We start from the raw sequence: 25,682 nt of genomic DNA, 5'->3' as shown, positions 1-25,682 counted from the left end.
CCTAGCGCAATTCCGGCGTATCGTCAAACCAGCGGCGATGCTCCTGGATGGCGAAGCGGTCGGTCATGCCGGCGATGTAGTCGCCAACCCGCCGTGCAAGAGCCACATCGTCTCCCGCATCCAAGTCGCTTCGCCACTCCTCCGGCATGAAGTCGGGGTGGCCCGCATAGGTGTTGAACAGGTCCTTGACCACGCGATCGGCGTCGCGTCGTACGCGCATGACTTCGGGATGCCTGTACATGCGAGGGAAGAGGAATCCCTTGATGGCAGCGTCGATGGCAGCCATTTCGTCGGAAAAGGTCACGATGGTGCGGCCGGCCTGCCGAATGTTGTCGGATGAGCGGGGGCGGAGGTCCGCGAGCCGGTTGACCGACGCAACGATGACGTCCTCGACCATGGCGGTGATCAACCGGCGCGTGATCTCGTGGATGGTACGGTGCCGATCGAGTCCCGGATACTTCGCCCCGATTGCCTCAAGAAAGCCACCGATCAGCGGCAGCGGCCGGAGATCGTCAAGGGAGAACAGCCCCGCGCGCAGCCCGTCGTCGATGTCGTGCGCGTCATAGGCGATATCGTCGGCGATCGCCGCGCACTGCGCCTCGGCGCTGGCGTGCGTGTCGAGCTTGAGCGAATAGAGGTCGGGATAGGCGAGAAGGGCTACCGGCAACCCTCGCTCGGCATGGCGGCCCACCGGCTTGCCGCTGGCATCCACCAGCGGGCCGTTGTGCTTGACCAAACCCTCGAGCGTTTCCCAAGACAGATTGAGCCCGTCGAATTCGGCATAGGAATGCTCAAGCTCGGTGACGGCCCGGAAGGACTGGGCGTTGTGATCGAACCCGCCGAAGTTGGCGAGACAGGCATCGAGCGCGTCTTCGCCGGTGTGACCGAAGGGCGTGTGACCCAGGTCGTGAGCGAGTGCCAGCGCCTCGGCGAGATCCTCGTTGAGGCGCAAGGCGCGGGCGAGCGCGCGGCCGATCTGCGCCACCTCAAGCGTATGGGTGAGGCGGGTCCGGTAGTGATCGCCTTCGTGAAAGACGAACACCTGCGTCTTGTGCTTCAGGCGCCGAAATGTCGTCGAATGGATGATGCGGTCGCGGTCGCGCTGGAACGGCGTGCGCGTCGGACTTGCCGGCTCGGGATAGCGCCGCCCCCGGCTCTCCTCCGGTTGGACCGCAAAGGGGGCCAGCGGTTCCGTACCAAACCCCAGACTTGCCACTGTCGCCTCCCGAAGCCATTACCCGGTTCACGCAAATCCGCATGACGGGCTCTCACTACCGTCATTTGACTTTGCCATCCGCTGCCTTACGTATGTCAGCAGGGTTCACACTTTCAAGACATTCGAGCCCCCTAGGGACCGCCATGGAAGCTCTCGCCGCCAATATCAGCATGACCGCCGGCGCGGCGCGCCGGATCTCCAAGGTTCTGGAAAAGCAGCCAGGCAAGACCGCGTTGCGCATTTCGGTCGAAGGTGGCGGCTGTTCGGGCTTTTCCTATCGCTTCGATCTGGTGGACAGCCAGAACGACGACGATCTCGCCATCACCCGCGATGGCGCGACCGTGCTGATCGACGCAGTGTCGCTGCCGTTCATGGACGGCTCCGAGATCGACTTCGTCGACGACCTGATGGGGCAGGCGTTCAAGATCAACAATCCGAACGCCACCTCAAGCTGCGGCTGCGGCACCTCGTTTGCGGTCTGACCCCCGGGCTCACACTGTCAGCAAGGTCGAACCCACCGTTTCGCGCGCCTCCATGGCCTTGTGGCAAGCGACGGCGTTGGCGAGCGTGAATTTCTGCCCAACGCTGATGGTCAGCACTTCGTTGCGAATCTGCTCGAACAGGTCCCCGGAGCAGGCATCGAGGGTGGCACGCGTCGCGGTATAGTGGCCGAGGGTCGGTCGCGTCACGTAAAGCGAGCCCTTCTGCGACAGAATGCCGAGATTGAACTCGGACACCGGGCCGGATGCGTTGCCGAAAGAGACGAACAAGCCCCGCGGCTTCAGGCAATCGAGCGAGGCAGGGAACGTATCCTTGCCGACCGAATCATAGACGACGTCGCACTTGGCGCCGCCGGTGATCTCGGCAACGCGGGCGACGAAGTCTTCCGTGCGATAGTTGATGACGTGGGTGTAGCCACAAGCCCTGGCGATCTCCGCCTTTTCCTCAGAGCTTACGGTGGCGATGGAGGTGGCGCCGAGCGACTTCAGCCATTGACCGGCGATCTGCCCGACACCACCGGCGCCGGCGTGGAACAGCACGGTATGGTCGCGCGTGACCTGGAAGGTCTGGCGCAGGAGATACTGCACCGTCATGCCCTTGAGTAGGCTGGCCGCCACGGTGAAGCCATCGATGTCGTCGGGAACGCGCACGAGCTTCTGCGCCGAGATGATGCGCGCCTCGCTATAGGCGCCGACCGATCCGGCATAGGCGACTCGATCGCCGGGGCGAAACTGGGCGACGCCCTCCCCCGCCTTTTCGACGATCCCGACGGCCTCGGCGCCGGGGATGAACGGCAGGCCGCCAGGGGCGGGATAAAGACCCTTGCGATAATAGGTGTCGATGAAATTGACGCCGATCGCGGTGTGCTTCAGGCGCACCTCCCCCGGCCCGGGAGCACCAACCTCGACGTCTTCGAAAGACATCACGTCGGGTCCGCCGGTCTCGCGGATGACAATCGCCTTCACCATGCCTGCACTCCCAGGAAACCTTGAGGTTATGTCGTGGAAGCGTTGGTACCACCAACGGCGGCGGGCTCGCCAATCATCTTTTGTTGGTCGACGAGATCGCCTGCCGGAGGATCGGCCTCGCGGGCGAACACGCCAGACATCGCGACGAACGGCAACATCAGCAAGAAGGCGGCCGTCAAGCCGAAATGCTGGGCGACGAAACCGACGCCCGGCGGGGCCAGCAGGAAAATGGCGGTGATGATCATCGACATCGCCGCCACGTTGCGGGCCGCATCGCCCGGCTTGTCGCCGGCCGCCGCCACGCCGATCGGCATCACCAGGGACACGCCGACGCCCATCAGCGCCAGCGACAGGCCGGAGATGACGATGTGCGGCGAAAAAATGAAGCCTGCGAGCCCGATGGCCGTCATGGTCGCGCAGATGCGAACGATGCTCGACGCCCGATAGCGGGCCCGGAACCAATCGCCGGCCACCCGGCCGACGAACATGGTCAGCGGGAAGGTCCCGTAGGCGACCGACGTCCAGAAGGGGCCGGGCTGCAGTTGCTCGCGCAGGAACAGGGTCCCCCAATCGTAGACGGCGCCTTCGGCCAGGGTGACGCCGGTCGCCATGATGCAAAGCCCGATCAACCCGACGCTCGGCAGGGTGAAGAACGGCGGCTTGGCGGCATCGACGGGGCGCAGGATGCGTTCATACATGGGGGCCGGCAGAAGGAACGCTATGCCGACGCAAGCCAAGACGCCCAGCGCGGCCATCATGGCAAGGTGCCAGACGAGCGGCACGCCGAACTGACCGAACAGGCCCGCCGACAGCGCGCCGGCCACGAAGCCGAGACTCCAGTAGCCATGGCATTGGGCCATGTACTTGCCGCCGGTGGTGACCTCGAGGCGCTGGACGCCGGCGTTGCCGCCGATCTCGAACAACGTGTTGCCGGCACCCGCGAAGAACAGCACGATGGCCAGAACCATCCAGTGGCCGGCAAGACCGATGCCGAGCAGCATCATCGCCGCCAGTACCAAGCCCCAGACGCCGACGCGAGCGGCGGCGAAGCGGTCCATCAACGGACCCGCGATCGGAGCCGTGACCAGCGCGCCGACCGGCCCCAGAAAAAGCGCGAGCCCCATGGTCGCCTTGTCGATGCCGAGATGGGCAAGCAGATCCGGCATGCGCGTCAGCCAGTTGGCCGTAAGAAAGGACGAGCCGAAGTAAAGGGTGCCGATGCGCAGGGCGGTAAACACGGGTATCACCGATCGAATGGGAAAGCGGCGGGTTCGCACGGGAATCCGCTGGAAGATAAACAAGCTGTAAAACGATTCAATGCATGAGCGCAACGACAGCCGTTCGGGCAGGGTTCGCTTCCCATGCGTTAGGCATGGCGCCGTGCCTTCCCGGTCACACCAGAAGGCGGCTCCGGCTCCTCGGAGCTTTCGGAAAACGCCCTGCCCTCGGTTGCCATGTCGGTTCCGGTCGAGTATGTGAAAGCCCGTTCGCGCCAGCCTCATCACGAGGTATAGTCGGCAAAGGCGGCACCAGCCGCTGCGATCGAGGTGGGAGCGCGTAGCTCAGTCGGTAGAGCACGTGACTTTTAATCATGGGGTCGTGGGTTCGAATCCCACCGCGCTCACCAATCTTCTCATTGTCCGGCCCTGAGACATGGGACAACCTCCACGTCATACGACAAAGGCTCCGGCAATCACCGAAGCCTTTGCTCAACTCTCATCTCACGCTCTGGTCCGGATGTTCCCTCGGAGGACGCCCGGAGCTGCCGGCTAGAAGTCGTAGGTATGGCGAACGGTAATCCGCCGACGATCCTTGCGCAGAAGAAAGCAGCTTGAGGCGCATCCTTCGCTCCAGGCCCGTGGTACCGGATGGCGGCACCGGATGAACGGACACTTGACCGCGTCCTGTGACAAATCGCTCATGATCCCCTCTCACCTTGGTCGTCAAACTCGTTGGCAGAGCCATACCATACTACTTTAGTATTAGTCACCCTTCGCGCGATCACGAAGTCGCGCGCGCTTTGGGCGGGCAATGGAAGTTGCAGGTTCGGTAAACGTTCGGTTTTCCTCTCTCAGACTTTAGTCTAAGAAAGAGAATACCAATCCTCGACTTGAGGTGCCGTCATGCCGGTTGCCATCGACTCCGCCCTTGATCACGCCGGCACCGGCCCGTTTCAACGGCGCCTCCTCGGCATCTTCGGCCTTGTCTGGGCGGCGGACGCCATGCAGGTGCTGGCGGTCGGCTTCACGGCTCCGTCGATCGCCGCCAGCTTTAATCTCTCAGTGCCGGAAGCACTGCAAACCGGTACGCTCTTCTTCTTCGGCATGATGATTGGCGCGGCGTTGTTCGGCCGGCTCGCCGACCGTATCGGCCGCCGACGGGTTCTGTTGGTCACGGTGGCCTGCGATGGCATCTTCGGCCTTGCTTCGGTAATCGCGCCAAGTTTCGAGCTGCTGCTCGTCGCGCGCTTTCTGACCGGTGCGGCCGTGGGCGGCACCCTGCCGGCCGACTATGCCATGATGGCCGAGTTCCTGCCGTCGGACCGGCGCGGGCGTTGGCTGGTGATGCTGGAAGCGTTCTGGGCTGTTGGGACGGTCGTCGTCGCGCTGACCGCCTGGGCCGCGGCCTCAGCCGGATTGACGGACGCCTGGCGCGCCATTTTCCTCGTCACGGCCATACCTGCCCTGGTCGGCTTCTGGCTGCGCCTGATGGTTCCCGAGTCGCCGCTCTATCTTCTGCGCAAAGGGCGAGGCGAAGAGGCACGCACCGTCATCGATCGCGTTTTGACAGCCAATGGTAAGGCGCCGCTCTCCGAGCCGCTCGCTCCAGGCGAGACATCCGAGGCCGTCAGCCTGCTGTCGCCGGCGCTGAAGGCGCGAACGCTGCTGATGCTTGCCATATGGTTCCTGGTGTCGCTCAGCTACTACGGCATCTTCACCTGGATGCCGGCGCGCCTCGCCGGCGAGGGCTTCGGCTTCGTGCGCGGCTACGGTTTCCTCGTCATCGTGGCGCTGGCACAGATTCCCGGTTACGCGCTGGCCGCGTGGGGCGTCGAGCGGGCAGGCCGCAAACCGACCCTGATTGCCTTTCTGCTGCTGTCGGCGGCCGGCTGTGCGCTGTTCGTCGTCGCCGGCAATGCTGCTCTGGTCGCGACGGCCATCCTGCTGATGAGCTTCTCGCTGCTTGGCACATGGGGCGCTCTCTATGCCTACACGCCGGAGCTCTATCCGACGGCGGCGCGCGCGAGCGGCATGGGGGCCGCCGGAGCAATGGCGCGGCTGGGCGGCCTGTTGGCGCCGTCCCTTCTGTCGTTGCTTATCGCCCGAAGTTTTGGGGCCGCAGTGGCGCTGTTTGCCATATTGCTGGTTCTTGCAGCGATCGCCGCTTCGAGGATCGACACCGAAACCCGGCAGCAGGCCTTGGACTGATCGCTCCGATGCAGTAGGCCGTAATCGGCGCATTGCGGACCGATATCCATGCGGAACATCCGCAGGGTTTGCGGACTCCTGCCATCAGGTTTGCGGTTTATTTTTCAAAACCACTCATATTCGATCAAAATCTAGGGGTTCATGCGAGGTTGTGAGCGCCGGGGGCAGCCAATACCTTTCAATTTGGTTCAGCCTCAGCAGATTTCCGTGCTGAAGGCATTTTTCACGGCGCCGGCCAACTGATGCCCTCCACCGTCGCGGTCGTCGGTGGGCCGGCAAACGCGGCCTCAGGAGGATAGAGCATGTCCCATCGCATGATTCTCAACGAGACGTCCTATTTCGGCGCCGGCGCTCGCGCCGAGCTGGTGGGCGAGGTGAAGCGCCGTGGCTACAAGAAGGCGCTGGTGGTCACCGACGCGGTGCTGGTGAAGGCAGGCACGGTGGCCAAGGTGACCGGCCTGATGGATGCGGCCGGCCTCGCCTACGAGCTGTTCGACAAGGTGATGCCCAACCCGACCATCGGCGTCGTCAAGGAAGGCGTCGCCGCCTTCGCCAAGGCCAAGGCCGACTATCTCGTCGCCATCGGCGGCGGCTCGCCGCAGGATACCGCCAAGGCGATCGGCATCATCACCAACAATCCCGAGTTCTCCGACGTGCGCAGCCTCGAAGGCGTCGCCCCCACCCGGAAACCGTCGGTGCCGATCATCGCGCTGGCCACCACCGCAGGCACCGCCGCCGAGGTGACCATCAACTACGTCATCACCGACGAGGAGAAGCGCCGCAAGTTCGTCTGCGTCGACCCGCATGACATTCCCGTGGTCGCCATCATCGACAGCGAGCTGATGGCCACCATGCCGACGCCGCTCAAGGCCGCCACCGGCATGGACGCGCTGACGCATGCCATCGAGGGCTACATCACCAAAGGCGCCTGGGAGCTGTCCGACGCGCTGCACATCAAGGCGATCGAGATCATCGGCCGGTCGCTGCGCGCCTCCTGCGCGGGCGATGCCAAGGGCGTCGAGGACATGGCGCTCGGCCAGTATGTCGCCGGCATGGGCTTCTCCAACGTCGGTCTTGGCCTTGTGCACGGCATGGCCCATCCGCTCGGCGCCTTCTACAACACGCCGCACGGCGTCGCCAACGCGGTGCTCTTGCCGACGCTGATGGCCTACAACGCCGACTACACGGGCGAGAAGTACCGGGCGATCGCCGCCGCCCTCGGCGTCAAGGGCACCGAGGCCATGTCGATCGCCGAGGCGCGCAAGGCGGCGGTGACGGCGGTGGAGACGCTTTCGAAGGACGTCGGCATTCCCGCCAAGCTTTCGGAAGTCGGCGTCAAGGCCGAGGACATTCCGGCGCTCGCAGAGGCGGCCTTCGCCGACGTCTGCACCGGCGGCAATCCCCGCGATACCAGCATCCCGGAAATCGAGGCACTCTACAGATCGATCCTCTGAGGATCTGATCTGCCGAAGCAGGCTGACGGCGCCCTCCGGGGCGCCGTTTGCGTTTCCATGGATAAAGTTTGCGACGCAACAACGAGCGCGATCCGACCTGGGGGTAACGTTCGGGCTACAAACAATGGAGAGCCCTCCGATGTCCCTTGATACGATCACCCCCGTCAGCACACTCGACGTGCGCCGCCTGCCCTGCGAGCTGCGCCGCGCCACCATCATCGAGAGTTTCGACGCCCTTGAGCCGGGGCAGTCGATGGAGATCATCAACAACTTCGATCCGGTGCCGCTGCGCCAGCACTTCGAAGAACGGACCCTGGTCGGTTTCGGCTGGGACTATCTGGAACAAGGCCCGGAGATCTGGCGCATCCGATTGACCCGGAGATAAGCCATGAAGCCAGAGATCCTCGCCGCCCTCGCGACCGTCGACGACCCCGAACTCGGCATCGATATCGTCTCCCTCGGCCTTGTCCGTCGCCTCGATATCGGCGAAGGCTCCGTCACCGTCGAACTGATGATGACGACGCCAACCTGCCCGCTCGGCAGCCTGATCGCAGAAAACGCCCGCGCCGCCGTGGAACGTGTCGTCGGAACCGGCTGGACCGTCAGCGTCACCATCGACAAGGCCGCCGTATGGTCGCCGGAGCTCGCCGATCCGGCCGTTCGCTCCCGCTTCGAGCGCCAGCCGTCACGGTTCGAAGCGGCGGTGTCGAAGTTCGCCGCCGGCCTGTTCGGGCGCTGAGGACCAAGCCGTCCAGCGGCCGCCTCTTCCGAATATTCCGTGGAGTCCCCCATGAAACTCACCCCGCTTCTCCGCATCGTCCTCGCCGTGACGGCTGCGGCGTCGCTGATCGCCGGTCTCACCGGCGGTCTCGCCCGATTGGGCGTCGTCGCCCCGGTCGGCGATACGGCGGACATGCACGGGGCGATCATGGCCTCCGGCTTCTTCGGCACCCTGATCTCACTTGAAAGGGCGGTCGCCGACGGGCGCCTCGCGGCACTGCTGGTCCCCGCCATGTCGGCGGCCGGGGCCGTTCTGCTGCTGTCAGGCTATGCCGAGGCGACGGCGCCGCTGTTTCTCGTTGCCGGCCTGGGGCTGACGCTGCTGACCGGCCTGGCCACGTGGAAGCTGCCGACATTGTTCACCGGGCTGATGACGGCAGCCGCTGCGCTATGGCCGCTCGGCACCCTGTTCTGGATGCTCGGCCGCACGCTGCCGGAAGTCGGTTATGTCTGGCTCGGCTTCCTCATCCTGACCGTCGTCGCCGAGCGGATCGAACTGTCGCGCCTGCTCAGACCGACGCTGGCCGCCCGTGGCCTACTGGTTCTGCTCGTGGCGCTGTTCGCCCTGGCGCTCGGACTGGGACAGCCATGGAACGGCTCGACGCTTCTTTCCGTGGCGCTGGCCGGCATCGCGCTTTGGCTACTCAGGGAGGACATTGCGCTCCGCACCGTCCGCACCAAGGGCTTTGCGCGCTTCTCCGCCCTGCTGTTGATCTGCGGTTATGGCTGGTTGATCGTTGCCGCCGCGAGCCTGACGCTGCTGCCGCCGGGCGAGGCCCTTTACGGTCACGATGCCGCCATCCACGCCATAGCCGTGGGCTTCATCCTGTCCATGGTGTTCGCCCACGCGCCGATCATTCTGCCGGCCGTCACCGGCGCTCCGGTTCGCTATGTGCCGATTTTGTATCTGCCGGCGGTCCTGCTGCAATTGGCGATCGGCCTGCGCATCGCCTTCGATGCCATGGAGGCCACCGAAAGGCTGCATTGCCCGGCATGGCTGACCATCGCGGCCATCGTGGCCTACGTCGCGCTGCTGCTCGGCACCATGGCGGTCCGGCCGAAAGCAATCCAGGCCCAATAGCCCGAACGCTCCCTCAGCCAGCCTTGAGCCAATCGTCCACCATTCGGTCGTGCATGGTGGACGACGCGCGATAGGCGCGGCACCGATTGCGCCCAACGCGCTTTGCCTCGGTCAGCGCCGCATCGGCAGCCACCATCAGGGAACCGATGTCGGCACCAACGTCGGCCACCGCCGCCACACCCGCGCTGGTGGTCAGCGGCACATGCTCGCCGCTTTCGGTCAGAAGCCTGAGTTCCTCGGTCCGCCGGCAAAGATACTCGGCGATCGACAAGCCGACATCGAGCCTGATCGATGGCATGAACAGGGCGAACTCCTCATCGCCAACCCGCGCGACGATGTCGGGCGACCGCACCTCGCGGTGCAGGACCTGGGCAAACGCCTTCAGCGCCCGATCGCCTTCTTCCCGGCCGAAACGGTCGTTGACGAACCGGAAGTGATCGAGATCGAACACCATCAGCACGCCGCGCTCACCGCCGCCTTGCAATAACGCCTCCGCGGCCCTGAAAAACGTCATCCGATTGGGCAAACCGGTCAGCGCATCCATGTCCGCCGATTTCCTATGAAACCGAGCATCGCGCTGAGCGAGCAAGGTCAGCATGGCCACGACGAGGAACAGGGTGAAAAGCAGCGCTTCCAGCACACCGAAGATGAACAGTGGCGACTGGTCGAACGCCGCGCCCAAGCCAAAATCGGGAGCGATCACCAGCAGCGGCACCCGCAGCGCGTAGAGCGTCCCGTGGGCCGCGAACAGCGCGGCGGTGGGCAAGCGAGCCGGCAGCGGCTCGATGCGTCGGCGTTGCAGCAGCTTCCAGGCGATCGCCAACGAATAGATGGCCATTACCGACGCGGCCAAAGCCCCATGCAGCGCGGGTTCGTCGCGAAGGAAGGGGACGGCGGCAAATGGAAGCCAGGCGACCGCGCCGATGACCGCCTTCCAGACCACGGGCCGACAGCCCTCGAACAGTTGGAAGCCGAGCCAGATCAGGCCATAGGCGAAAGCCAGCATGGCATTGCCGAACAGAACCGAAGTCCAGTCGGGCACGACCGGTCGCAAGATGTAGAACGCACAGGCAATGGCCCCGAACCAAAGGGAAGCCGCCCAGACGGCCAGGGCGAAGGTCCGCCGTTCCGTCAGCCAAATAAAACCAAACGTCGTGCCCGCGGTCATACCGCCCAGCACGCCGATCAATAACAGGGTCGAAACGTTGATCAGCTCGGCCATGACGACCTCCACGCCATTGAACAGCGGGGTCACCTCTCGGAGAGAGCCATTTCAATACTCGATTGTGTCAGAAAAGTGTAGGATTCAAGGTTCCGGACCAAGAATTTCCAATATTGCCCAAGGTTAACGTCGCCCCTTTCCTTTGAACGAGGTCAGAGATGGATAGCGACCCTTGGCCACCGGTGCGGGCGGTGGCGGAGGGGGTGTCGGCTTGAGCTTCAGTTTCTGCGGCTCGAGCGGCGCCAGCGTCTTCGAAACACCGGACTTCGCATCCTCGACCATTCGGACGAGTTTCAACAAGACGGCCGCAGTGCCCCTCAGGCGCTGCTCGGCCTCGGGCCAGTCGCGAGCCAGTACGATCTTCTGGTCCGGCCGGATCTTGGCAAGCGATCCCTGCTCCCCGATGTACTGGACCAGAGCCGCCGGGTTTTCGAATCTGCCTTCCCGGAAGGAGAGCACCAGCCCCTTCGGACCGGCGTCGATCTTCTCGATATTCGCCTTGCGGCAGAGGCTCTTGATGGTGATGGTCTTCAGGAGGTGCTCGACTTCCTCCGGCAGCGGACCGAAGCGATCGATCAGCTCGGCACCGAAAGCATCGATGGAGCCACCGTCTTCCAGTTCGGCGAGACGCCGGTAAAGGCCAAGACGAAGCTGAAGATCGGGCACATAGTAATCGGGGATCATCACCGGCGTGCCGAGCGTGATCTGCGGCGACCACTGGTCCTCGACAACCTCGTCGACGATGCCGGCCTTGAGCTGGGCGACGGCCTCCTCCAGCATCTGCTGGTACAACTCGTAACCCACTTCCCGGATGTGGCCGGACTGCTCCTCACCGAGCAGGTTGCCGGCGCCACGCAGGTCGAGGTCATGGCTCGCCAGCTGGAAGCCGGCGCCCAACGTGTCGAGCGACTGCAGCACCTTGAGCCGGCGCTCGGCCACCGAATTGACGCGGTTCTCCGGCGGCGTCGTGAAGATGGCGTAGGCGCGCGTCTTGGAGCGGCCGACGCGCCCCTTGAGCTGGTAGAGCTGCGCGAGACCGAACATGTCGGCGCGGTGAATGATCAGCGTGTTGGCGGTAGGAATGTCGAGGCCGGATTCGACGATCGTCGTGGACAGCAGGACGTCATACTGGCCTTCGTAGAAGGCATTCATGATGTCCTCGAGCTGCGTCGCGGCCATCTGCCCGTGCGCGACGGCCACCTTCACCTCCGGCACGTGCTTTTCCAGGAACTCACGCTGACTGGCGAGATCGGCGACGCGCGGACAGACGTAGAACACCTGCCCTCCCCGGTACTTTTCCCGCAAGATCGCTTCGCGGACGATCAGGGGATCGAACGGCGTGACGAAGGTACGGACGGCGAGACGATCGACCGGCGGAGTGGCGATCAGCGACAGTTCGCGGACGCCGGTCAGCGCCAATTGCAGCGTGCGCGGGATCGGCGTGGCGCTGAGCGTCAACACGTGCACGTCGGACTTCAGCTCCTTCAGCCGCTCCTTGTGCTTGACGCCGAAGTGCTGCTCCTCGTCGATGATCAGCAGGCCGAGATCCTTGAACTCGATGCCCTTGGCGAGCAGCGCGTGCGTACCGACCACGACGTCCACCGTGCCGTCGGCGAGGCCGGCCTTGGTGGCCGCGAGGTCCTTGGACGGCACCAGACGCGAGGCCTGACGCACGTTGATCGGCAGCCCCTTGAATCGTTCGTGGAACGTACGGAAATGTTGGCGCGACAACAAAGTGGTGGGCACGACGACGGCCACCTGCTTGCCGCTCATGGCCGCCAGGAAGGCGGCCCGCAACGCCACTTCGGTCTTGCCGAAGCCGACATCGCCGCAGACGAGACGGTCCATCGGCCGGCCCGAGGCGAGATCGCCGGCAACCGCCTCGATGGAGCTGAGCTGATCCTCGGTTTCGTCATAGGGGAAACGGGCAGCGAAATCGTCGTAGAGGCCTTCAGGTGGAGACAGCACGGGCGCGGTCTTGAGCAACCGGGCGGCAGCCGTCTTGATCAGTTCGTCGGCAATCTCGCGGATGCGCTTCTTCAGACGCGCCTTGCGCGCCTGCCAGGCACCGCCACCCAGCTTGTCGAGCTGCGCCTCGGCGTCGTCGGAACCGTAGCGGCTGAGGAGCTCGATGTTCTCGACCGGCAGGAACAGCTTGTCGCCACCGGCATAGACGATCTCCAGACAATCATGCGGCGCACCGGCCGCCTCGATGGTCTTGAGGCCGACGAAGCGGCCGATGCCATGGTCAACGTGGACGACCAGATCGCCCTCGGCCAGGCTGGTCGCCTCCTTGATGAAGTTCTCGGCCTTCTTGCGGCTCTTGGCGCCGCGCACCAACCGGTCGCCCAGGACGTCCTGCTCGGCGATCACCACGAAACCAGGCACTTCGAAACCGGTCTCGATGCCGAGAATGGCCAGCGGCAGCACGCCGAGGGGCGCCTTCAGCGCCGCGTCGAGGTTGGGGGCGAGCTCGGTGGCCTGACCGCCGTGATCCCGGATCACCTGGGCGAGGCGGTCGCGCGACCCTTCCGACCAGCAGGCAAGGATCACCCGGCGCTTGTCCGCTCCGAGCGAAGCGAGATGCTTCACCAGTGCGTCGAAGATATTGACGTCGCCAGCCGCCCGCTCGGCAGCGAAGGAGCGTCCGGTCTTGCCGCCGAAATCCACCACCTTGACCGATGATTGTTCGGGGCGGTTGAACGGTGTCAGGCGAGCAACGGCGCGCCGGGCCAGAAGCCCCTGCAACTCGCTCTCGGCCAGGTAGAGCGCGGTCGGCGGCATCGGCTTGTATGGAGCACCGGAACCGCCCGTCTTCAGCGTGTCGAGCCGAGCCTCATAGTGATCGGCCACGGCGGTCAGCCGTTCGTTGATGGCTTCGTCCACCAGCGGATCGACCATGACGGCAGCGTCGCCGGTGTAATCGAACAGCGTGCCGAGCCGTTCGTGGAACAGCGGCAGCCAATGCTCGATGCCGGCGTAACGGCGCCCCTCGCTGACCGCCTCGTACATCGGATCGCCCGAGGTCGCGGCGCCGAAGGCCGCGACATAGCCTTGCCGGAACCGCTTGATCGAGGCCGGCGTGATCTGCACCTCGCTCATCGGCACGAGATCGAGGCGCTTCAACTGCCCGGTCGAGCGCTGGCTCTCCGGATCGAAGGTTCGGATGGATTCGAGCTGGTCGCCGAAAAAGTCGAGACGCACCGGCGCTTCGGTTCCCGGCGCATAAAGGTCGAGAATGCCGCCGCGCACGGCGTATTCGCCCGTGTCGCGCACCGTCGACGAGCGGGAAAAGCCGGCATCCTCAAGCCAGGCGGTGAGCTTGCCCATGTCGGCCATGTTGCCGGGCGCCAGCGTCATCACCTGCCCCGACACCATGGACGGCGGCACCACGCGCTGCACCAGCGCGTTGACGGTGGTCAAAAGCACGAAGGGCCTGACATCGCCGGCGTGCGCCGCCAGTTCCGACAGCGTCGTCATCCGCCGCGCCACGACGGCCGGGGTTGGCGACACGCGGTCGTAGGGAAGGCAGTCCCACCCGGGAAACTCCAGCACGCCGACTTCCGGCGCGAAGAAAGCCAGCGCGCGCTGGAGCTGCTGCAACCGCTGGCCATCGCGGGCGATGTAGACCGCGTCGAGGCCTTTGCGCTTTTCCGAACGCACCAGTTCGGCGAGCGCGAGCGCTTCGGCTCCGTCCGGTACGGCGGCAACCGTGAGGGCGGAAAAGTCGGACAGCAGGCTGGACCAGGGAGTGGGCATGGCGGAGGGATATCGGCTCAGGGGAGGAAACGTGATCTTCTAAAGCATCCAACGGCAAAAGAAAACCCCGAGACGGAACAATAAATCATTAAATTCCAATGGGTTAGCAAATTTCCAATCGCAATTTGGCTCAAGCGACCACCCGAAAGACATCCTATTGGGGGCCTATGGCGACGTGGTGGCGTCCATTCCGTTCACGCATTCTTCAGCAAACCTCGTACTTTTCCATATCCTTTAGGCAATCCGCATAACAATGACCCTATAAAACACGGTCAAGGTTCGTCCCGCCTCTGGGACGATTTGTCGTCGGTCGACGCCGAAGAGGATCCTGTCGTGAGCATGCTGCTTCATGTGCCATCCCTGCTGATCGCAGCCGCGGTAGCCGGCGCCTGCGTCTCAACGAGCCATCTTCTGATTTGGCGCGGCGTCAGAAACGAGATCAGCGTTCCGCTCTGGGGTGTCGCCTACGGGCTCTGCACGCTTGCCATGGTCATGGTCGGCCTCAGAGGAGTGATCCCGGGATTTCTGTCGATCGTCGTCAGCAACGCTCTCTTGTTGGTGGCCGTTGGTCTCGTGTGGTTCGGCTATCGGCGTTTCATCGGGAAGATCGGCCGTCACGATCGGTTTCTGGCCTTGCTCGGAGGGCTTGCCTGGCTAGCGTTCGCCTGCCACCACAAGCTCTTTGCCGACATCAATCTCAGAACACACGCGGTTTCGGTCGCTCAGTCCGTCTATCTTCTTGCCATCATCCGCGATCTTGTCGAGCACAGGCGTAAGGAACCCTTGCCGTCACTATCGCTTACGGTGGCAGCCATCGCGGTCCAGCAGGCCCTGTTGATCGCCCGCACCATTCATTTGCTGATCTATCCGCTCGATGCCAACACCGACACCCTGCCCTCGGGCACGCCCGTCGTCCTGACGCTGATCGGATCGATCGGCTTCGTTGTTTTCCTGGGCCTCTTGCAGTTCGCGCTGGTGGGGCAACGGTCGGAAAGACGGTTTCGTGTCGCAGCCGAGACGGACGGACTGACCGGTCTGGCCAACCGCAGGCGCTTCCTGGGCGAGGTTCTGTCGCATCTGGAGAGTTCCCCCGCGCGCGGCGCCATGATCCTGTTCGATCTCGATCACTTCAAGAGCGTCAACGATACCCACGGCCATCTGACCGGCGACCGGGCGCTCGTCGAATTCGCCAACATTCTCGCAATGGCAACGCCCCAACGTGCCGTCGCCGCCCGGATCGGAGGCGAAGAGTTCGCCCTGTTTCTGCCCGACGGCAACGCCGCGACGGCGGCGGCCCTGGCAGAAGACATTCGTCGGCTCACCCAAGCCTTCGCGCTCAGCACGGCCAGTGGCCAGCTTCGCATAACGGTCAGCATCGGGGTTGCCGATGTCGCCGAGGTCGGGTCGAATTACGAGACGCTGCACGGTGCGGCCGACGTTGCTCTCTACAAGGCGAAGAGCGATGGTCGCGACCGCATTGCTGTCTATCGCAGGGAGCCTGCGCCCAAGCAGATCACGGCAAAGCGTGGAGAGATCGCCCAACTCGTGTCGGCGACGGCCTGACCCGGTTCAGCCGGCAAGCGGGTTGGTTTGCGAGAAGGCCAACACCTTGGCAAGCACCGCCTTGGGCGCGGTGTCCGGAACAGGCAGTTTGCCGAGAATCCAGCCGAACAGTTCGCGATCATCGACCTCCAGCAGGGCCTCGAACTCGTCCAGCTCTCCTTCCGTCAACGTGCCGATGGAATCGTCGGCAAAGCGACCAAGCAGGAGGTCCAGCTCGCGCGTGCCGCGATGCCAGGCGTGGTAGAGAATTTTCCGGCGCCGCGGCGAAAGGTCGTCGGACGTTCGGCTGAGCCCGGACATTGATATTTCTCCAGGATAACGAAGAGAGAAGGGCAGCTCGAAAGGCCCCTTGCCGTTCCCGTCTGTAGCCGATTTTCCCGGTGAAAGTAAACGATTACCGGTTGTCCGCCATATCCGCGACTGCCGAAGGCTGCTATAGGAGGCGGCCTTTTCCGGTATTATGTTGGCCGTTTTTGTCATGAATTCCGCTTCTTCCGGCCGTTGGTCCGAACTCGCTTCGCCGGCTTATCTTGCCGCCTCGCTGACACTCATGCTCGCCGCGGCGATCTTCGCCTTCAATGCCTTCCTGGTGTCCACGGCGATGCCATCGGCGGTGGGCGAGCTGCATGGCGAGGCCTACCTTTCCTGGACGCTCACCGTCTACATCGTCGCATCGATTACAGCCGGCGCCTCGGCGCCGTTGCTCAAGGCTCGCTTCGGGGCGCGCCGCTGTCTGTTCGTCGCCAGCGGCGTATTCGCCATCGGCACGCTCGCCGCGGCTCTCTCGCCGAGCATGGAGATGGTATTGGTCGGGCGCGCCGTACAAGGCGCCGGCGAAGGCCTGGTCGCCGCCATCGCCTTCGCGCTGATCCCGCAGCTCTTTCCGTCGCGGCTCGTTGCCAAGCTGTTCGGCGCCGAGGCGATCGTCTGGGCCGCAGCGGCCTTCGGCGGCCCGGTTCTGGCCGGCATCATCACCGAGTTCATCAGCTGGCGCGCCGCCTTCCTGATCAACCTGCCGATCGTCGCCGTCTTCCTCGTTCTCGTCCACGTGGCGGTGCCGCAAGAGGAGCGCAATTATGACGCGGGGCTTTTCCCCGGCGTCAGACTCGGGCTCGTGGCGCTCGGCATGATGGCCATCTCGGTGGCCGCCGTCGCACTCGATGAACCTTGGCAGGCCGCCCTCGTGGTGGCCGGCGCCGCTCTCTGCCTGACCGTCGCCGTCCGCATCGATCTTTCCGCTCGCGTCTCGATCCTGCCGCGCGGCGCCTTCAGCCTTTCGAGCGTGCCGGGGCTTGGCCTGTGGACGATTTTCCTCCTGCCGCTCGCCCAATCGGTGACCGGCGTGTTCCTGGTCTATGCCGTGCAGCACCTCTGGGGATACGGCCCGGCCGTCGCCGGCGGCATCGGCGCCATCATGGCCGTCGCCTGGAGTACCGGCGCGGTGACGGTGGCGAACTTTGACGGCATGGGCAGGCGTCTCACGTTCATCTCCATCGGCGCGGCGGTGGTGGTGGTTGGCCTCCTCGTGAGCCTCGCATCCATGGCCGAACACCTGCTCTCGCTGGTCATGCTCGGCCAGTTGGTGATCGGACTCGGCATGGGCATCGCCTGGGGCAGCCTTTGCCAGGTGGTGATGGAAACTTATCCCGAGGGCGAACGCGACAAGGCGTCGGCGCTGCTGCCGACGTTGCAATCGGCGGGCTATGCGGCCGGTTCGGCGGTGTTCGGTCTCGTCGGCAATCTCGCGGGCTTTGCAACCGATCCTTCGCCGGAAGGACTCCGGTTCGCGATGGTCGCCGCCTTCATCGCGGCGGTTCTGCTGGCGTTTCCCCCGCTTGCCCTGACGCTTCGGATGGGCCGGATTCATCGCGCCGGCCCGTCCGCCTGATCGTCAGATCGTCACCTCGACGCCGGGAATGATTCCGGCCTCTTGGAGATAGGCCACGACATGCTCGGCCAGCACGTCAGCAGCGGCATTGGTGGTGTCGAGGCGGATTTCCGCCTCCTCAGGCGGCTCGTAGGGCGAGGACACGCCGGTGAATCGGGCAATCTCGCCGGCCCTCGCCTTCGCGTAGAGCCCCTTGGGATCACGCGCCTCCGCAACATCGAGCGGCGTATCCACGAAAACCTCGACGAACTCGCCATCCTCGACCAGCTCACGCGCCAGTTGCCGTTCCGCCCGGAAAGGCGAGATGAACGACACCAGCACGATCAGACCGGCGTCGACGAACAGCTTGGCCGTTTCCGCGACGCGGCGGATGTTTTCGACGCGATCGGCATCCGAGAAGCCGAGATCGCGATTGAGGCCGTGGCGGACATTGTCGCCGTCGAGGATGTAGGCATGGCGCCCGAGCGCCGTCAGTTTCTTCTCGACGAGGTTGGCAATGGTCGACTTGCCGGCACCGGAGAGCCCGGTGAACCAGACGACGGCCGACTTCTGTCCTTTGGCGAGCGCCCTCGCCCGCTTGTCGACGTCGAGCGCCTGCCAGTGGATGTTGCCGGCCCGGCGAAGCCCATGGTCGATCATGCCGGCGCCGACCGTGAGGTTCGACAGCCGGTCGATGATGATGAAGGCGCCCGTCTCGCGATTGACGGCATAGGGATCGAAAGCGACCGCTTCCGACAGGGAGAGATGGGCGACGCCGACTTCGTTGAGCGACAGGCTTCTGGCCGGCAGCTCGCCGCCGGTGTTGACGTCGATCTTGTGGCGGATCGTCGTCACCTGGGCCCCGACCTGACGGGCGCCGATCTTGAGGAGATAGGGACGCCCGGGCAGGAGGGGATCGTCGGCCATCCATATCAAATGAGCCGCGAACTGATCGGCCACCTCCGGACGATCGATGGCGCCGGTCAGCAAGTCGCCGCGCGAGATGTCGATCTCATCGTCGAGCGTCAACGTCACCGCCTCGCCGGCCGAGGCAACGTCGAGCTCGCCATCGAAGGTCACGATGGACTTCACCGTCGAGGTCCGGCCGGACTTCGCCACCACCATGGCGTCGCCACGCCGCACGGTACCGGAGGCGATGGTGCCCGAAAAACCGCGGAAATCCAGGTTTGGCCGGTTGACCCACTGCACCGGCAGGCGAAATGGCCGCTCGGATGCGTCGTCATCCACCGCCACGGTCTCCAGGTGTTCGACCAGCGTCGGACCGTCGTACCAGGGCATGCGAGGGCTGCGCTCGAGCACGTTGTCGCCGTAGCGGGCACTGAGCGGAATGGCCGTCAACGTTTCAAAGCCGAGACGGGCGGCGAAGGCGCGGTAGTCGGCGACGATGGCCTCGAAGATGGCCTCGGAAAAATCGACGAGGTCGATCTTGTTCACCGCCAGCACGACGTGACGGATGCCGACCAGCGAGACGATGAAGGAATGACGGCGGGTCTGAGTCAGCACGCCCCGCCTGGCATCGATCAGGATCACCGCGAGGTCGGACGTCGAGGCGCCGGTCGCCATGTTGCGCGTGTACTGCTCGTGGCCGGGCGTGTCGGCGACGATGAACTTGCGCCGGTCGGTCGAGAAGAAACGATAGGCGACGTCGATGGTGATGCCCTGCTCGCGCTCGGCCTCAAGGCCGTCGACGAGCAAGGCGAGGTCGATGTCGTCGCCGACGGTACCGTGCTTGCGGGAGTCCTTTTCGAGGCTCAGAAGCTGGTCCTCGAACAGCAGCTTGGAGTCATAGAGCAGACGGCCGATCAGCGTCGACTTGCCGTCGTCGACCGAACCGCAAGTGAGAAAGCGCAGGAGGCTCTTCTTCTCGTGCCGGCCGAGATAGTCCGTGAAAGCGGACGCATCCGCGGCGACATTCGGATCGATGGCGTTCATCAGAAATAGCCTTCCCGCTTCTTCTTCTCCATGGAAGCGCTGTCGTCGTGATCGATCAGGCGACCGGACCGCTCGGATGTGCGGGCAATCAGCATCTCCCGGACGATCTCCGGCAGGGTCGCCGCATCGCTCTCGACGGCGGCGGTCAGCGGGTAGCAGCCCAGCGTGCGGAAACGAACGCGGCGCAGTTCGGGGCTTTCGCCTGAAAGAAGCGGCAGGCGGTCGTCATCGACCATGATCCACTGGCCACCACGGTTCACCACCGGCCGCTCGGCGGAGAAGTAGAGCGGCACGATCGGGATCTTTTCGAGCAGGATGTATTGCCAGATGTCGAGCTCGGTCCAGTTGGACAGGGGGAAGACGCGGATGCTCTCGCCCGGCCGGACTCGGGAGTTGTAGAGGCGCCACAGCTCCGGGCGCTGGTTCTTGGGATCCCAGGCGTGGGTGTCGGTGCGGAAGGAGAACACGCGCTCCTTCGCCCTGCTCTTCTCCTCGTCGCGGCGGGCGCCGCCAAAGGCCGCGTCGAAGCCGTGGGCCGTCAGCGCCTGCTTGAGGGCTTCGGTCTTCATGACGTTGGTGTAGACGGACGAACCGTGAGTGAAGGGGCTGATGCCGGCGGCGACGCCGTCCTGGTTGGTGTGGACGAGAAGATCGAGCCCCTCCTGCCTCACCGTCGCGTCACGGAAGGCGATCATTTCGCGAAACTTCCAGGTGGTATCGACGTGAAGCAGCGGGAACGGCAACTTGCCGGGATAGAAGGCTTTGAGCGCCAGGCGCAGCATCACCGAGCTGTCCTTGCCGATCGAATAGAGCATCACGGGATTGCGGAACTCCGCCGCGACCTCGCGGATGATGTGTATGGCTTCCGCTTCAAGACGCTTCAAATGGGTCAGACGATCCTGGGACACCTGAACTCACCTCGGGCGCGACCGGCCTCGCGACTTCATTCCCCAGCCCCTTTGACCGGAGATACTGGCAAAGCGGTACCAAGTCCCCTCATTGCTCTCAAGAAAGCGCACACTCCGACCAAAGCAGAAAAGAGAAAATCTTTCCGCCGGCCGCGTTTTGCTTTGACCGGCACTCGGAAATGCCAATTAACTACTGGATTAGTATTCTAATCACCGGGAACGACAACACGGCAACTTCGCCATCACACCTTCTCAGGCGCGGCAGCCGTCGATCCCCGGACGATAAGCTGCACCGGCCAGACCTCGGCGACCGTACCCGGCTTCTGGCCGGCCACGCGAGCCAAAGCCATCTCCGCCACCCTGGTTCCGGCGGCGCGGATCGACGAACGCGTGGTGGTAAGCTGGGGATGAAACTGATCTGCGGGGAAAGCGGGCATCTCATCGTCGTGAGCCACGATGGAAAGATCGCGCGGCACTTCGAGGCCGAGTTCGGCGGCGGCTCGCAGCACGCCAAGCGCCACGAGGATGGAGCCGCACAGGAAGGCCGTCGGGCGGTCCTCGTTCTCCAGCGCCTGCCGGGCACATCGATAGGCATTCTCGGCGGTCATCGGCATGAAATGCTCTTCGAGCATGTCCGGCGGCAATCCGGCGGCGGCAAAGGCAATGGCGGCGCCGCGCGAGCGATCCTGGGCGAAAGTGAAGTGCTCCTCACCGTTGATCAGCGTGACGCGTCGATGACCGAGCTGGATCAGGAAGCTGGTCGCCTGCTGGAACGCGCCGAAATTGTCGATGTCTATGTAGGAGATGCCGGTCGGATCCGGCGGCCGCCCATGCACGACGAAGGGGAACTTCAGCTCCTTGAGCAGGGCAATGCGCTCGTCGGTGGTCTGGGGGGCGGAGAGTATGACCGCATCAACCGTACCGTCGCGGGCAAGGCGCCCGAACGTGACGATCTCGTCGCGCGGCGTCGACGGACTGATGAGAATATCGAAGCCCTGCTTGGCGCTGGTTTCGGCCACCCCGGCAAGATATTCGACGAAAAGCGGATCCATCAGGGCGTTTCGCTCGGCGTTAAAGACGACGCCTAATGCGTGGGCACGTCCCGTCGCGAGCCGTCGCGCCGCCGGACTGGGCCGATATCCGAAACGTTGCGCAGCGGCGAGCACGATTTCACGCGTTTTTTCGCTGACCTCGGGGTATCCGTTGAGCGCGCGACTGACTGTCGTCTGCGACAAATGCAGCTCGGCGGCCAATTCCTTAAGATTCATTGTCAATTTCCGTCGCCATCGGAAGCCGCCTCGTTCTTCCCCCATGGACCGGGAGCCGACGCCGATGAGCGTGCCTTACCATTTGTAGCGTTATTGTTACACCCATTGTCCAGCCTGCTTAAAGGATCAGCACGGCCGAACGCCCTGTCCCGTTACCCGAAATCCTCCCTGCAAACGGTTACATTGACCAGTTGACAGGAACGCGGCTTTCAAGGATGATCTCGACGTTCAAAGCGCTTTGGAGGTTTCGAGCGCTTCGTACCCAGTTGCGGCATTCGGGAGAAGTGCCGCATTCAAGGGAGGACTTGATGTATCACTCAGCACTGCGTGCCGGTCTTTTCGCCGGTGCGGTTTTCAGCGCATCTGTCACGATGGCCGCCGAGCTTGCGATCGTGTCTGGCGACTCCGGCAACGGACTGGCCTTCCTGCAGAGCCAGTTGAAGGAGTTCGAGGCCAAGACCGGCAACACGGTCAAGATCGTGCCGATGCCGCCGTCGACCACCGACCAGTTCGGCCAGTACCGCCTGTGGCTGGCCGCCGGCAATGCCGACATCGACGTCTACATGACCGACGTCATCTGGGCGCCGCAGCTCTCCGAGCAGTTCCTCGACCTGACCGACGCCGCCAAGGATGTCGTCAAGGATCACTTCCCGTCGATCATCGAGTCGCAGACGGCCAACGGCAAGCTGGTGGCCATCCCGGCCTTCACCGACGCCCCCGCTCTGTTCTATCGCAAGGATCTTCTTGAGAAGTATGGCAAGCCGGTTCCCAAGACCTGGGACGAGATGGCCGCCACCGCCAAGGACATCCAGGACAAGGAGCGCGCTGCCGGTTCCAAGGACCTCTGGGGCCTCGTCTTCCAGGGCAACGCCTACGAAGGGCTCACCTGCAACGCGCTGGAGTGGGTGAAGTCGTTCGGTGGCGGTCAGATCGTCGAAGCGAACGGCGATATCTCGATCAACAACGAGAAGGCGGCCAAGGCTCTCGATACGGTCAAAGGCTGGGTCGGCACGATTTCGCCCCCGGGCGTGCTTGCCTACCAGGAAGAGGAAGCGCGCGGCGTCTGGCAGACCGGCAACGCGGTGTTCATGCGCAACTGGCCCTATGCCTACGCTCTCGGCAACGGCGACGACAGCGCCGTGAAGGGCAAGTTCGGCGTATCGACCCTGCCGGCCGCCTCGGCCGACGACAAGCCCGCCGCCACCCTCGGCGGCTGGAACTATGCGGTGTCGAAGTACTCCAAGCATCCGGAAGAGGCGATCAAGCTCGCCCTGTTCCTCGGTTCGACGGAAGTGCAGAAGAACCGCGCCATCAACCAGACTAACCTGCCGACCATCGTCTCGCTCTACGACGATGCCGACGTGGCCAAGGCCGCGCCGATCATCCCGCAGTGGAAGGACGTGTTCATGAACGCCGTGCCGCGTCCGTCGGCCCCGACCAAGGTCAAGTACAACGAGGTATCCTCGCTGTTCTGGTCGGCCGTGCACGACACGCTGTCGGGTAATGGCACCGCCGCCGAAAACCTCGAAGTCCTCGAGGCCAAGCTGACCGAGCTCAAGGGGTCCGGCTGGTAAGCCGACCTCGGCTCGACGGCCGTCCGACGCCATCCCCTTCGGCGATCGGGCGGCCGCACCTTCCGAGTGGTTCGCTCCACTCCCTGCCTGTCTGGACCTGGTTCGGACCGAAGGCTGTCGAGCCCCTCCGAACTATTCCAGACCAAGAGACGGCTGCCGAAAACCATCACGGTTTCCGGGCTGCGCTTGATCGATGCCGCCACGACGGCACCGATGCCTTCCGCACTCCATTGCAGGAATTGCCATGGCCTCCACCCAATCGACGATCCGGATCGTGCCGACCGGACATCCCAAGCGGGTCAAGTCCGAATTGATGCGCCAGCGCCTGAGGGCCGCCGGCTGGTTCCTGGTTCCGATGCTGGTCGCGCTCGCCATCGTCGCCGGATGGCCGCTTCTCAGAACCATCTACTTCTCGTTCACCAATGCCTCGCTGACCAACCTCTACGGCGCAGAGCTGGTGGGCTTCAAAAACTACCTCGGCTGGACGGTGCTGAAGAGCGGCCGCATCATATGGTCGGGTCTGCTTGCCGACCCCGTCTGGTGGAACGCCGTCTGGAACACGGTCCGCTTTTCCGTGCTGTCGGTGACGCTCGAGACCATCCTCGGCACCGTCGTGGCGCTGGTGCTCAACGCCGAGTTCAAGGGGCGCGGCATCGTACGCGCTGCCATCCTCATTCCCTGGGCCATCCCGACCATCGTTTCCGCCCGCATGTGGGGATGGATGCTGAACGACCAATTCGGCATCATCAACGACGTGCTGCTGATGTTCGGCCTGATCGATCACAAGATCGCCTGGACGGCCTCGTCCGACACGGCCATGATCGCCGTGCTCATCGTCGACGTCTGGAAAACGACGCCGTTCATGGCGCTCCTCATTCTCGCCGGCTTGCAGATGATCCCGCGCGATATCTACGAAGCGGCGGCTCTCGACGGCGTTCACCCGGTCAAGACCTTCTGGAAAGTGACGTTGCCGCTGGTGCGTCCGGCCCTGATGGTGGCGGTAATCTTCCGCCTGCTCGATGCCATGCGCATCTTCGACCTGATCTACGTGCTGACGCCCAATAGCTCACAGACGAAGACAATCTCGGTCCTGGCACGCGAGAACCTGATCGACTTCGACAAGTTCGCCTACGGCTCGGCACAGTCGACCATGCTGTTCCTGATCATCGCCCTGATGACCATTCTCTACATCTGGCTCGGCAAGGTCCGCTTCGACGGAGGAGACCGGTGATGCTCTGGAACCATACCAAGACCGCCTCCTTCTACATGCTCGTGGCGATCATCGTCTTCGTCTCGGTCTTTCCGTTCTATTACGCGATCCTGACGAGCTTCAAATCCGGCACGGCCCTGTTCGAGATCAACTACCTGCCGACCCACTTCAGCCTCGACAACTACATCGCCGTTCTGACCACCGGCGTGTTCGTCCGCAACCTCGGCAACTCGATCCTGGTGGCGACGTCGGTGGTGGTGCTGGCGCTGTTTCTCGCCGTGACGGCGGCCTTTGCCCTGGCACGCGTCAGCTTCCGCGGCCGTGGCCTGCTGCTGATGACCATCCTCGCCGTGTCGATGTTTCCGCAGATCGCGGTGCTGGCCGGCCTGTTCGAGCTGGTGCGAGCCTTCGGCCTGTTCAACACGCCGTTCGCCCTGATCTTCTCCTACACGATCTTCACCCTGCCCTTTACCGTCTGGGTGCTCACCACATTCATGCGCGACCTGCCGGTGGAGATCGAGGAGGCGGCGATCGTCGATGGCGCCACCCCGTGGGTGATCATCACCAAGGTGTTCATGCCGCTGATGTGGCCGGCGCTGGTGACGACGGGTCTGCTCGCCTTCATCGCCGCCTGGAACGAGTTCCTGTTCGCGCTGACCTTCACCTCCTCCAACGAGACGCGCACCGTGCCGGTCGCCATCGCCCTGCTGTCGGGAGCGAGCCAGTACGAGATTCCCTGGGGCCGCATCATGGCAGCCTCGGTCATCGTGACCGTGCCGCTCGTCGCTCTGGTGCTGATCTTCCAGCGCAAGATCGTTCAGGGGCTGACGGCCGGCGGCGTCAAGGGCTAGGAAGAGACGCCGCGTCTCGAAGCGGGGCCGGACGCCGAAGCAAGCTTTGCGTCCGCGCCACAGCTCGAACAAGATGGAC

The 25,682-nt window shown here is 64.0% G+C and carries 20 protein-coding genes and 1 tRNA gene; 12 read left to right on the top strand and 9 right to left on the bottom strand.

Going from position 1 to position 25,682, the window contains the following annotated elements; all coding sequences use genetic code 11:
* Position 1: 1 nt before the first annotated feature.
* Positions 2 to 1,216 (bottom strand): deoxyguanosinetriphosphate triphosphohydrolase, encoded by a 1,215-nt coding sequence (locus tag QQZ18_RS00420; protein WP_284537307.1) that lies wholly within the window; start codon positions 1,214 to 1,216, stop codon positions 2 to 4.
* 143 nt (positions 1,217 to 1,359) lie between these two features.
* Here QQZ18_RS00420 and erpA point away from each other — a divergent pair, with 143 nt between their 5' ends.
* Positions 1,360 to 1,698 (top strand): iron-sulfur cluster insertion protein ErpA, encoded by a 339-nt coding sequence (gene erpA, locus QQZ18_RS00415; protein WP_284537306.1) that lies wholly within the window; start codon positions 1,360 to 1,362, stop codon positions 1,696 to 1,698.
* Positions 1,699 to 1,707: 9 nt separating this feature from the next.
* On the opposite strand, the gene QQZ18_RS00410 is transcribed toward erpA, so the two are convergent.
* Entirely contained in the window at positions 1,708 to 2,685 is a 978-nt protein-coding gene (locus tag QQZ18_RS00410; protein WP_284537305.1) for a quinone oxidoreductase family protein, read from the bottom strand.
* A gap of 26 nt (positions 2,686 to 2,711) precedes the next feature.
* The gene (locus tag QQZ18_RS00405; RefSeq protein WP_284537304.1) at positions 2,712 to 3,923 is read right to left on the bottom strand and encodes an MFS transporter; all 1,212 of its coding nucleotides are present in this window, start codon (positions 3,921 to 3,923) and stop codon (positions 2,712 to 2,714) included.
* A gap of 313 nt (positions 3,924 to 4,236) precedes the next feature.
* On the opposite strand from QQZ18_RS00405, the gene QQZ18_RS00400 reads away from it, so the two are divergent.
* The 6 genes from QQZ18_RS00400 to QQZ18_RS00375 all read left to right on the top strand — a co-directional run bounded on the left by QQZ18_RS00400 (position 4,237) and on the right by QQZ18_RS00375 (position 9,428).
* Positions 4,237 to 4,312 (top strand) — tRNA-Lys (locus tag QQZ18_RS00400).
* A gap of 496 nt (positions 4,313 to 4,808) precedes the next feature.
* On the top strand, positions 4,809 to 6,113 hold the full coding sequence (locus QQZ18_RS00395) for an MFS transporter (RefSeq protein ID WP_284537303.1): 1,305 nt from the start codon (positions 4,809 to 4,811) through the stop codon (positions 6,111 to 6,113).
* A gap of 302 nt (positions 6,114 to 6,415) precedes the next feature.
* Complete coding sequence (gene fucO, locus QQZ18_RS00390) at positions 6,416 to 7,567, top strand: lactaldehyde reductase (RefSeq protein ID WP_284537302.1); 1,152 nt, start codon at positions 6,416 to 6,418, stop codon at positions 7,565 to 7,567.
* 139 nt (positions 7,568 to 7,706) lie between these two features.
* Positions 7,707 to 7,952, top strand: a complete 246-nt coding sequence (locus tag QQZ18_RS00385) for a DUF2249 domain-containing protein (RefSeq protein WP_284537301.1) — start codon at positions 7,707 to 7,709, stop codon at positions 7,950 to 7,952.
* A gap of 3 nt (positions 7,953 to 7,955) precedes the next feature.
* Entirely contained in the window at positions 7,956 to 8,306 is a 351-nt protein-coding gene (locus tag QQZ18_RS00380) for a metal-sulfur cluster assembly factor (RefSeq protein WP_284537300.1), read from the top strand.
* Positions 8,307 to 8,357: 51 nt separating this feature from the next.
* Complete coding sequence (locus tag QQZ18_RS00375; RefSeq protein ID WP_284537299.1) at positions 8,358 to 9,428, top strand: hypothetical protein; 1,071 nt, start codon at positions 8,358 to 8,360, stop codon at positions 9,426 to 9,428.
* Between the two features lie 13 nt (positions 9,429 to 9,441).
* On the opposite strand, the gene QQZ18_RS00370 is transcribed toward QQZ18_RS00375, so the two are convergent.
* Positions 9,442 to 10,650, bottom strand: a complete 1,209-nt coding sequence (locus tag QQZ18_RS00370; protein ID WP_284537298.1) for a GGDEF domain-containing protein — start codon at positions 10,648 to 10,650, stop codon at positions 9,442 to 9,444.
* A gap of 123 nt (positions 10,651 to 10,773) precedes the next feature.
* Entirely contained in the window at positions 10,774 to 14,409 is a 3,636-nt protein-coding gene (gene mfd, locus QQZ18_RS00365; protein WP_284537297.1) for a transcription-repair coupling factor, read from the bottom strand.
* Positions 14,410 to 14,748: 339 nt separating this feature from the next.
* Here mfd and QQZ18_RS00360 point away from each other — a divergent pair, with 339 nt between their 5' ends.
* Positions 14,749 to 15,972, top strand: coding sequence for a GGDEF domain-containing protein (locus QQZ18_RS00360; protein WP_284538729.1), 1,224 nt, complete (start codon positions 14,749 to 14,751; stop codon positions 15,970 to 15,972).
* 6 nt (positions 15,973 to 15,978) lie between these two features.
* On the opposite strand, the gene QQZ18_RS00355 is transcribed toward QQZ18_RS00360, so the two are convergent.
* Positions 15,979 to 16,272, bottom strand: coding sequence for an FAD assembly factor SdhE (locus tag QQZ18_RS00355; protein WP_284537296.1), 294 nt, complete (start codon positions 16,270 to 16,272; stop codon positions 15,979 to 15,981).
* A 178-nt stretch (positions 16,273 to 16,450) separates the two neighbouring features.
* On the opposite strand from QQZ18_RS00355, the gene QQZ18_RS00350 reads away from it, so the two are divergent.
* On the top strand, positions 16,451 to 17,860 hold the full coding sequence (locus QQZ18_RS00350; protein WP_284537295.1) for an MFS transporter: 1,410 nt from the start codon (positions 16,451 to 16,453) through the stop codon (positions 17,858 to 17,860).
* 3 nt (positions 17,861 to 17,863) lie between these two features.
* Here the strand turns inward: QQZ18_RS00350 and cysN are convergent, their stop codons facing one another.
* From cysN to QQZ18_RS00335, 3 genes are all read right to left on the bottom strand, one after another.
* Positions 17,864 to 19,792 carry a sulfate adenylyltransferase subunit CysN gene (cysN, locus tag QQZ18_RS00345; RefSeq protein WP_284537294.1) on the bottom strand — a complete coding sequence of 643 codons (1,929 nt, stop codon included), beginning with the start codon at positions 19,790 to 19,792 and terminating at the stop codon, positions 17,864 to 17,866.
* Positions 19,792 to 20,700 carry a sulfate adenylyltransferase subunit CysD gene (gene cysD / locus QQZ18_RS00340; RefSeq protein ID WP_284537293.1) on the bottom strand — a complete coding sequence of 303 codons (909 nt, stop codon included), beginning with the start codon at positions 20,698 to 20,700 and terminating at the stop codon, positions 19,792 to 19,794. The genes cysN and cysD overlap by 1 nt, the downstream gene beginning before the upstream one ends.
* Before the next feature lie 242 nt (positions 20,701 to 20,942).
* Positions 20,943 to 22,013, bottom strand: coding sequence for a LacI family DNA-binding transcriptional regulator (locus QQZ18_RS00335; RefSeq protein WP_284537292.1), 1,071 nt, complete (start codon positions 22,011 to 22,013; stop codon positions 20,943 to 20,945).
* 263 nt (positions 22,014 to 22,276) lie between these two features.
* Here QQZ18_RS00335 and QQZ18_RS00330 point away from each other — a divergent pair, with 263 nt between their 5' ends.
* The 3 genes from QQZ18_RS00330 (at position 22,277) to QQZ18_RS00320 (ending at position 25,603) form a co-directional block, all read left to right on the top strand.
* Positions 22,277 to 23,542: an ABC transporter substrate-binding protein gene (locus tag QQZ18_RS00330; RefSeq protein WP_446728585.1), complete on the top strand. Its 1,266-nt coding sequence runs from the start codon at positions 22,277 to 22,279 to the stop codon at positions 23,540 to 23,542.
* A gap of 244 nt (positions 23,543 to 23,786) precedes the next feature.
* Positions 23,787 to 24,773: a carbohydrate ABC transporter permease gene (locus QQZ18_RS00325; protein WP_284537291.1), complete on the top strand. Its 987-nt coding sequence runs from the start codon at positions 23,787 to 23,789 to the stop codon at positions 24,771 to 24,773.
* Positions 24,773 to 25,603, top strand: a complete 831-nt coding sequence (locus QQZ18_RS00320; RefSeq protein WP_284537290.1) for a carbohydrate ABC transporter permease — start codon at positions 24,773 to 24,775, stop codon at positions 25,601 to 25,603. The genes QQZ18_RS00325 and QQZ18_RS00320 overlap by 1 nt, the downstream gene beginning before the upstream one ends.
* The last annotated feature ends 79 nt before the right edge of the window (positions 25,604 to 25,682 follow it).

This window comes from Pleomorphomonas sp. T1.2MG-36 (assembly GCF_950100655.1).
In the GTDB taxonomy this organism is placed as follows: Bacteria; Pseudomonadota; Alphaproteobacteria; order Rhizobiales; family Pleomorphomonadaceae; genus Pleomorphomonas.
This window is presented reverse-complemented; position numbering and strand designations above follow the sequence as displayed.

What these genes read in the sequence shown, in the direction of transcription:
- erpA (WP_284537306.1), top strand. Translation starts at nt 1,360, where the DNA reads ATGGAAGCTCTCGCCGCCAATATCAGCATGACCGCCGGCGCGGCGCGC.
- QQZ18_RS00410 (WP_284537305.1), bottom strand. Translation starts at nt 2,685, where the DNA reads ATGGTGAAGGCGATTGTCATCCGCGAGACCGGCGGACCCGACGTGATG.
- QQZ18_RS00395 (WP_284537303.1), top strand. Translation starts at nt 4,809, where the DNA reads ATGCCGGTTGCCATCGACTCCGCCCTTGATCACGCCGGCACCGGCCCG.
- fucO (WP_284537302.1), top strand. Translation starts at nt 6,416, where the DNA reads ATGTCCCATCGCATGATTCTCAACGAGACGTCCTATTTCGGCGCCGGC.
- QQZ18_RS00385 (WP_284537301.1), top strand. Translation starts at nt 7,707, where the DNA reads ATGTCCCTTGATACGATCACCCCCGTCAGCACACTCGACGTGCGCCGC.
- QQZ18_RS00380 (WP_284537300.1), top strand. Translation starts at nt 7,956, where the DNA reads ATGAAGCCAGAGATCCTCGCCGCCCTCGCGACCGTCGACGACCCCGAA.
- QQZ18_RS00375 (WP_284537299.1), top strand. Translation starts at nt 8,358, where the DNA reads ATGAAACTCACCCCGCTTCTCCGCATCGTCCTCGCCGTGACGGCTGCG.
- QQZ18_RS00370 (WP_284537298.1), bottom strand. Translation starts at nt 10,650, where the DNA reads ATGGCCGAGCTGATCAACGTTTCGACCCTGTTATTGATCGGCGTGCTG.
- mfd (WP_284537297.1), bottom strand. Translation starts at nt 14,409, where the DNA reads ATGCCCACTCCCTGGTCCAGCCTGCTGTCCGACTTTTCCGCCCTCACG.
- QQZ18_RS00360 (WP_284538729.1), top strand. Translation starts at nt 14,749, where the DNA reads ATGCTGCTTCATGTGCCATCCCTGCTGATCGCAGCCGCGGTAGCCGGC.
- QQZ18_RS00355 (WP_284537296.1), bottom strand. Translation starts at nt 16,272, where the DNA reads ATGTCCGGGCTCAGCCGAACGTCCGACGACCTTTCGCCGCGGCGCCGG.
- QQZ18_RS00350 (WP_284537295.1), top strand. Translation starts at nt 16,451, where the DNA reads ATGAATTCCGCTTCTTCCGGCCGTTGGTCCGAACTCGCTTCGCCGGCT.
- cysN (WP_284537294.1), bottom strand. Translation starts at nt 19,792, where the DNA reads ATGAACGCCATCGATCCGAATGTCGCCGCGGATGCGTCCGCTTTCACG.
- QQZ18_RS00335 (WP_284537292.1), bottom strand. Translation starts at nt 22,013, where the DNA reads ATGGGGGAAGAACGAGGCGGCTTCCGATGGCGACGGAAATTGACAATG.
- QQZ18_RS00330 (WP_446728585.1), top strand. Translation starts at nt 22,277, where the DNA reads ATGTATCACTCAGCACTGCGTGCCGGTCTTTTCGCCGGTGCGGTTTTC.
- QQZ18_RS00325 (WP_284537291.1), top strand. Translation starts at nt 23,787, where the DNA reads ATGGCCTCCACCCAATCGACGATCCGGATCGTGCCGACCGGACATCCC.
- QQZ18_RS00320 (WP_284537290.1), top strand. Translation starts at nt 24,773, where the DNA reads ATGCTCTGGAACCATACCAAGACCGCCTCCTTCTACATGCTCGTGGCG.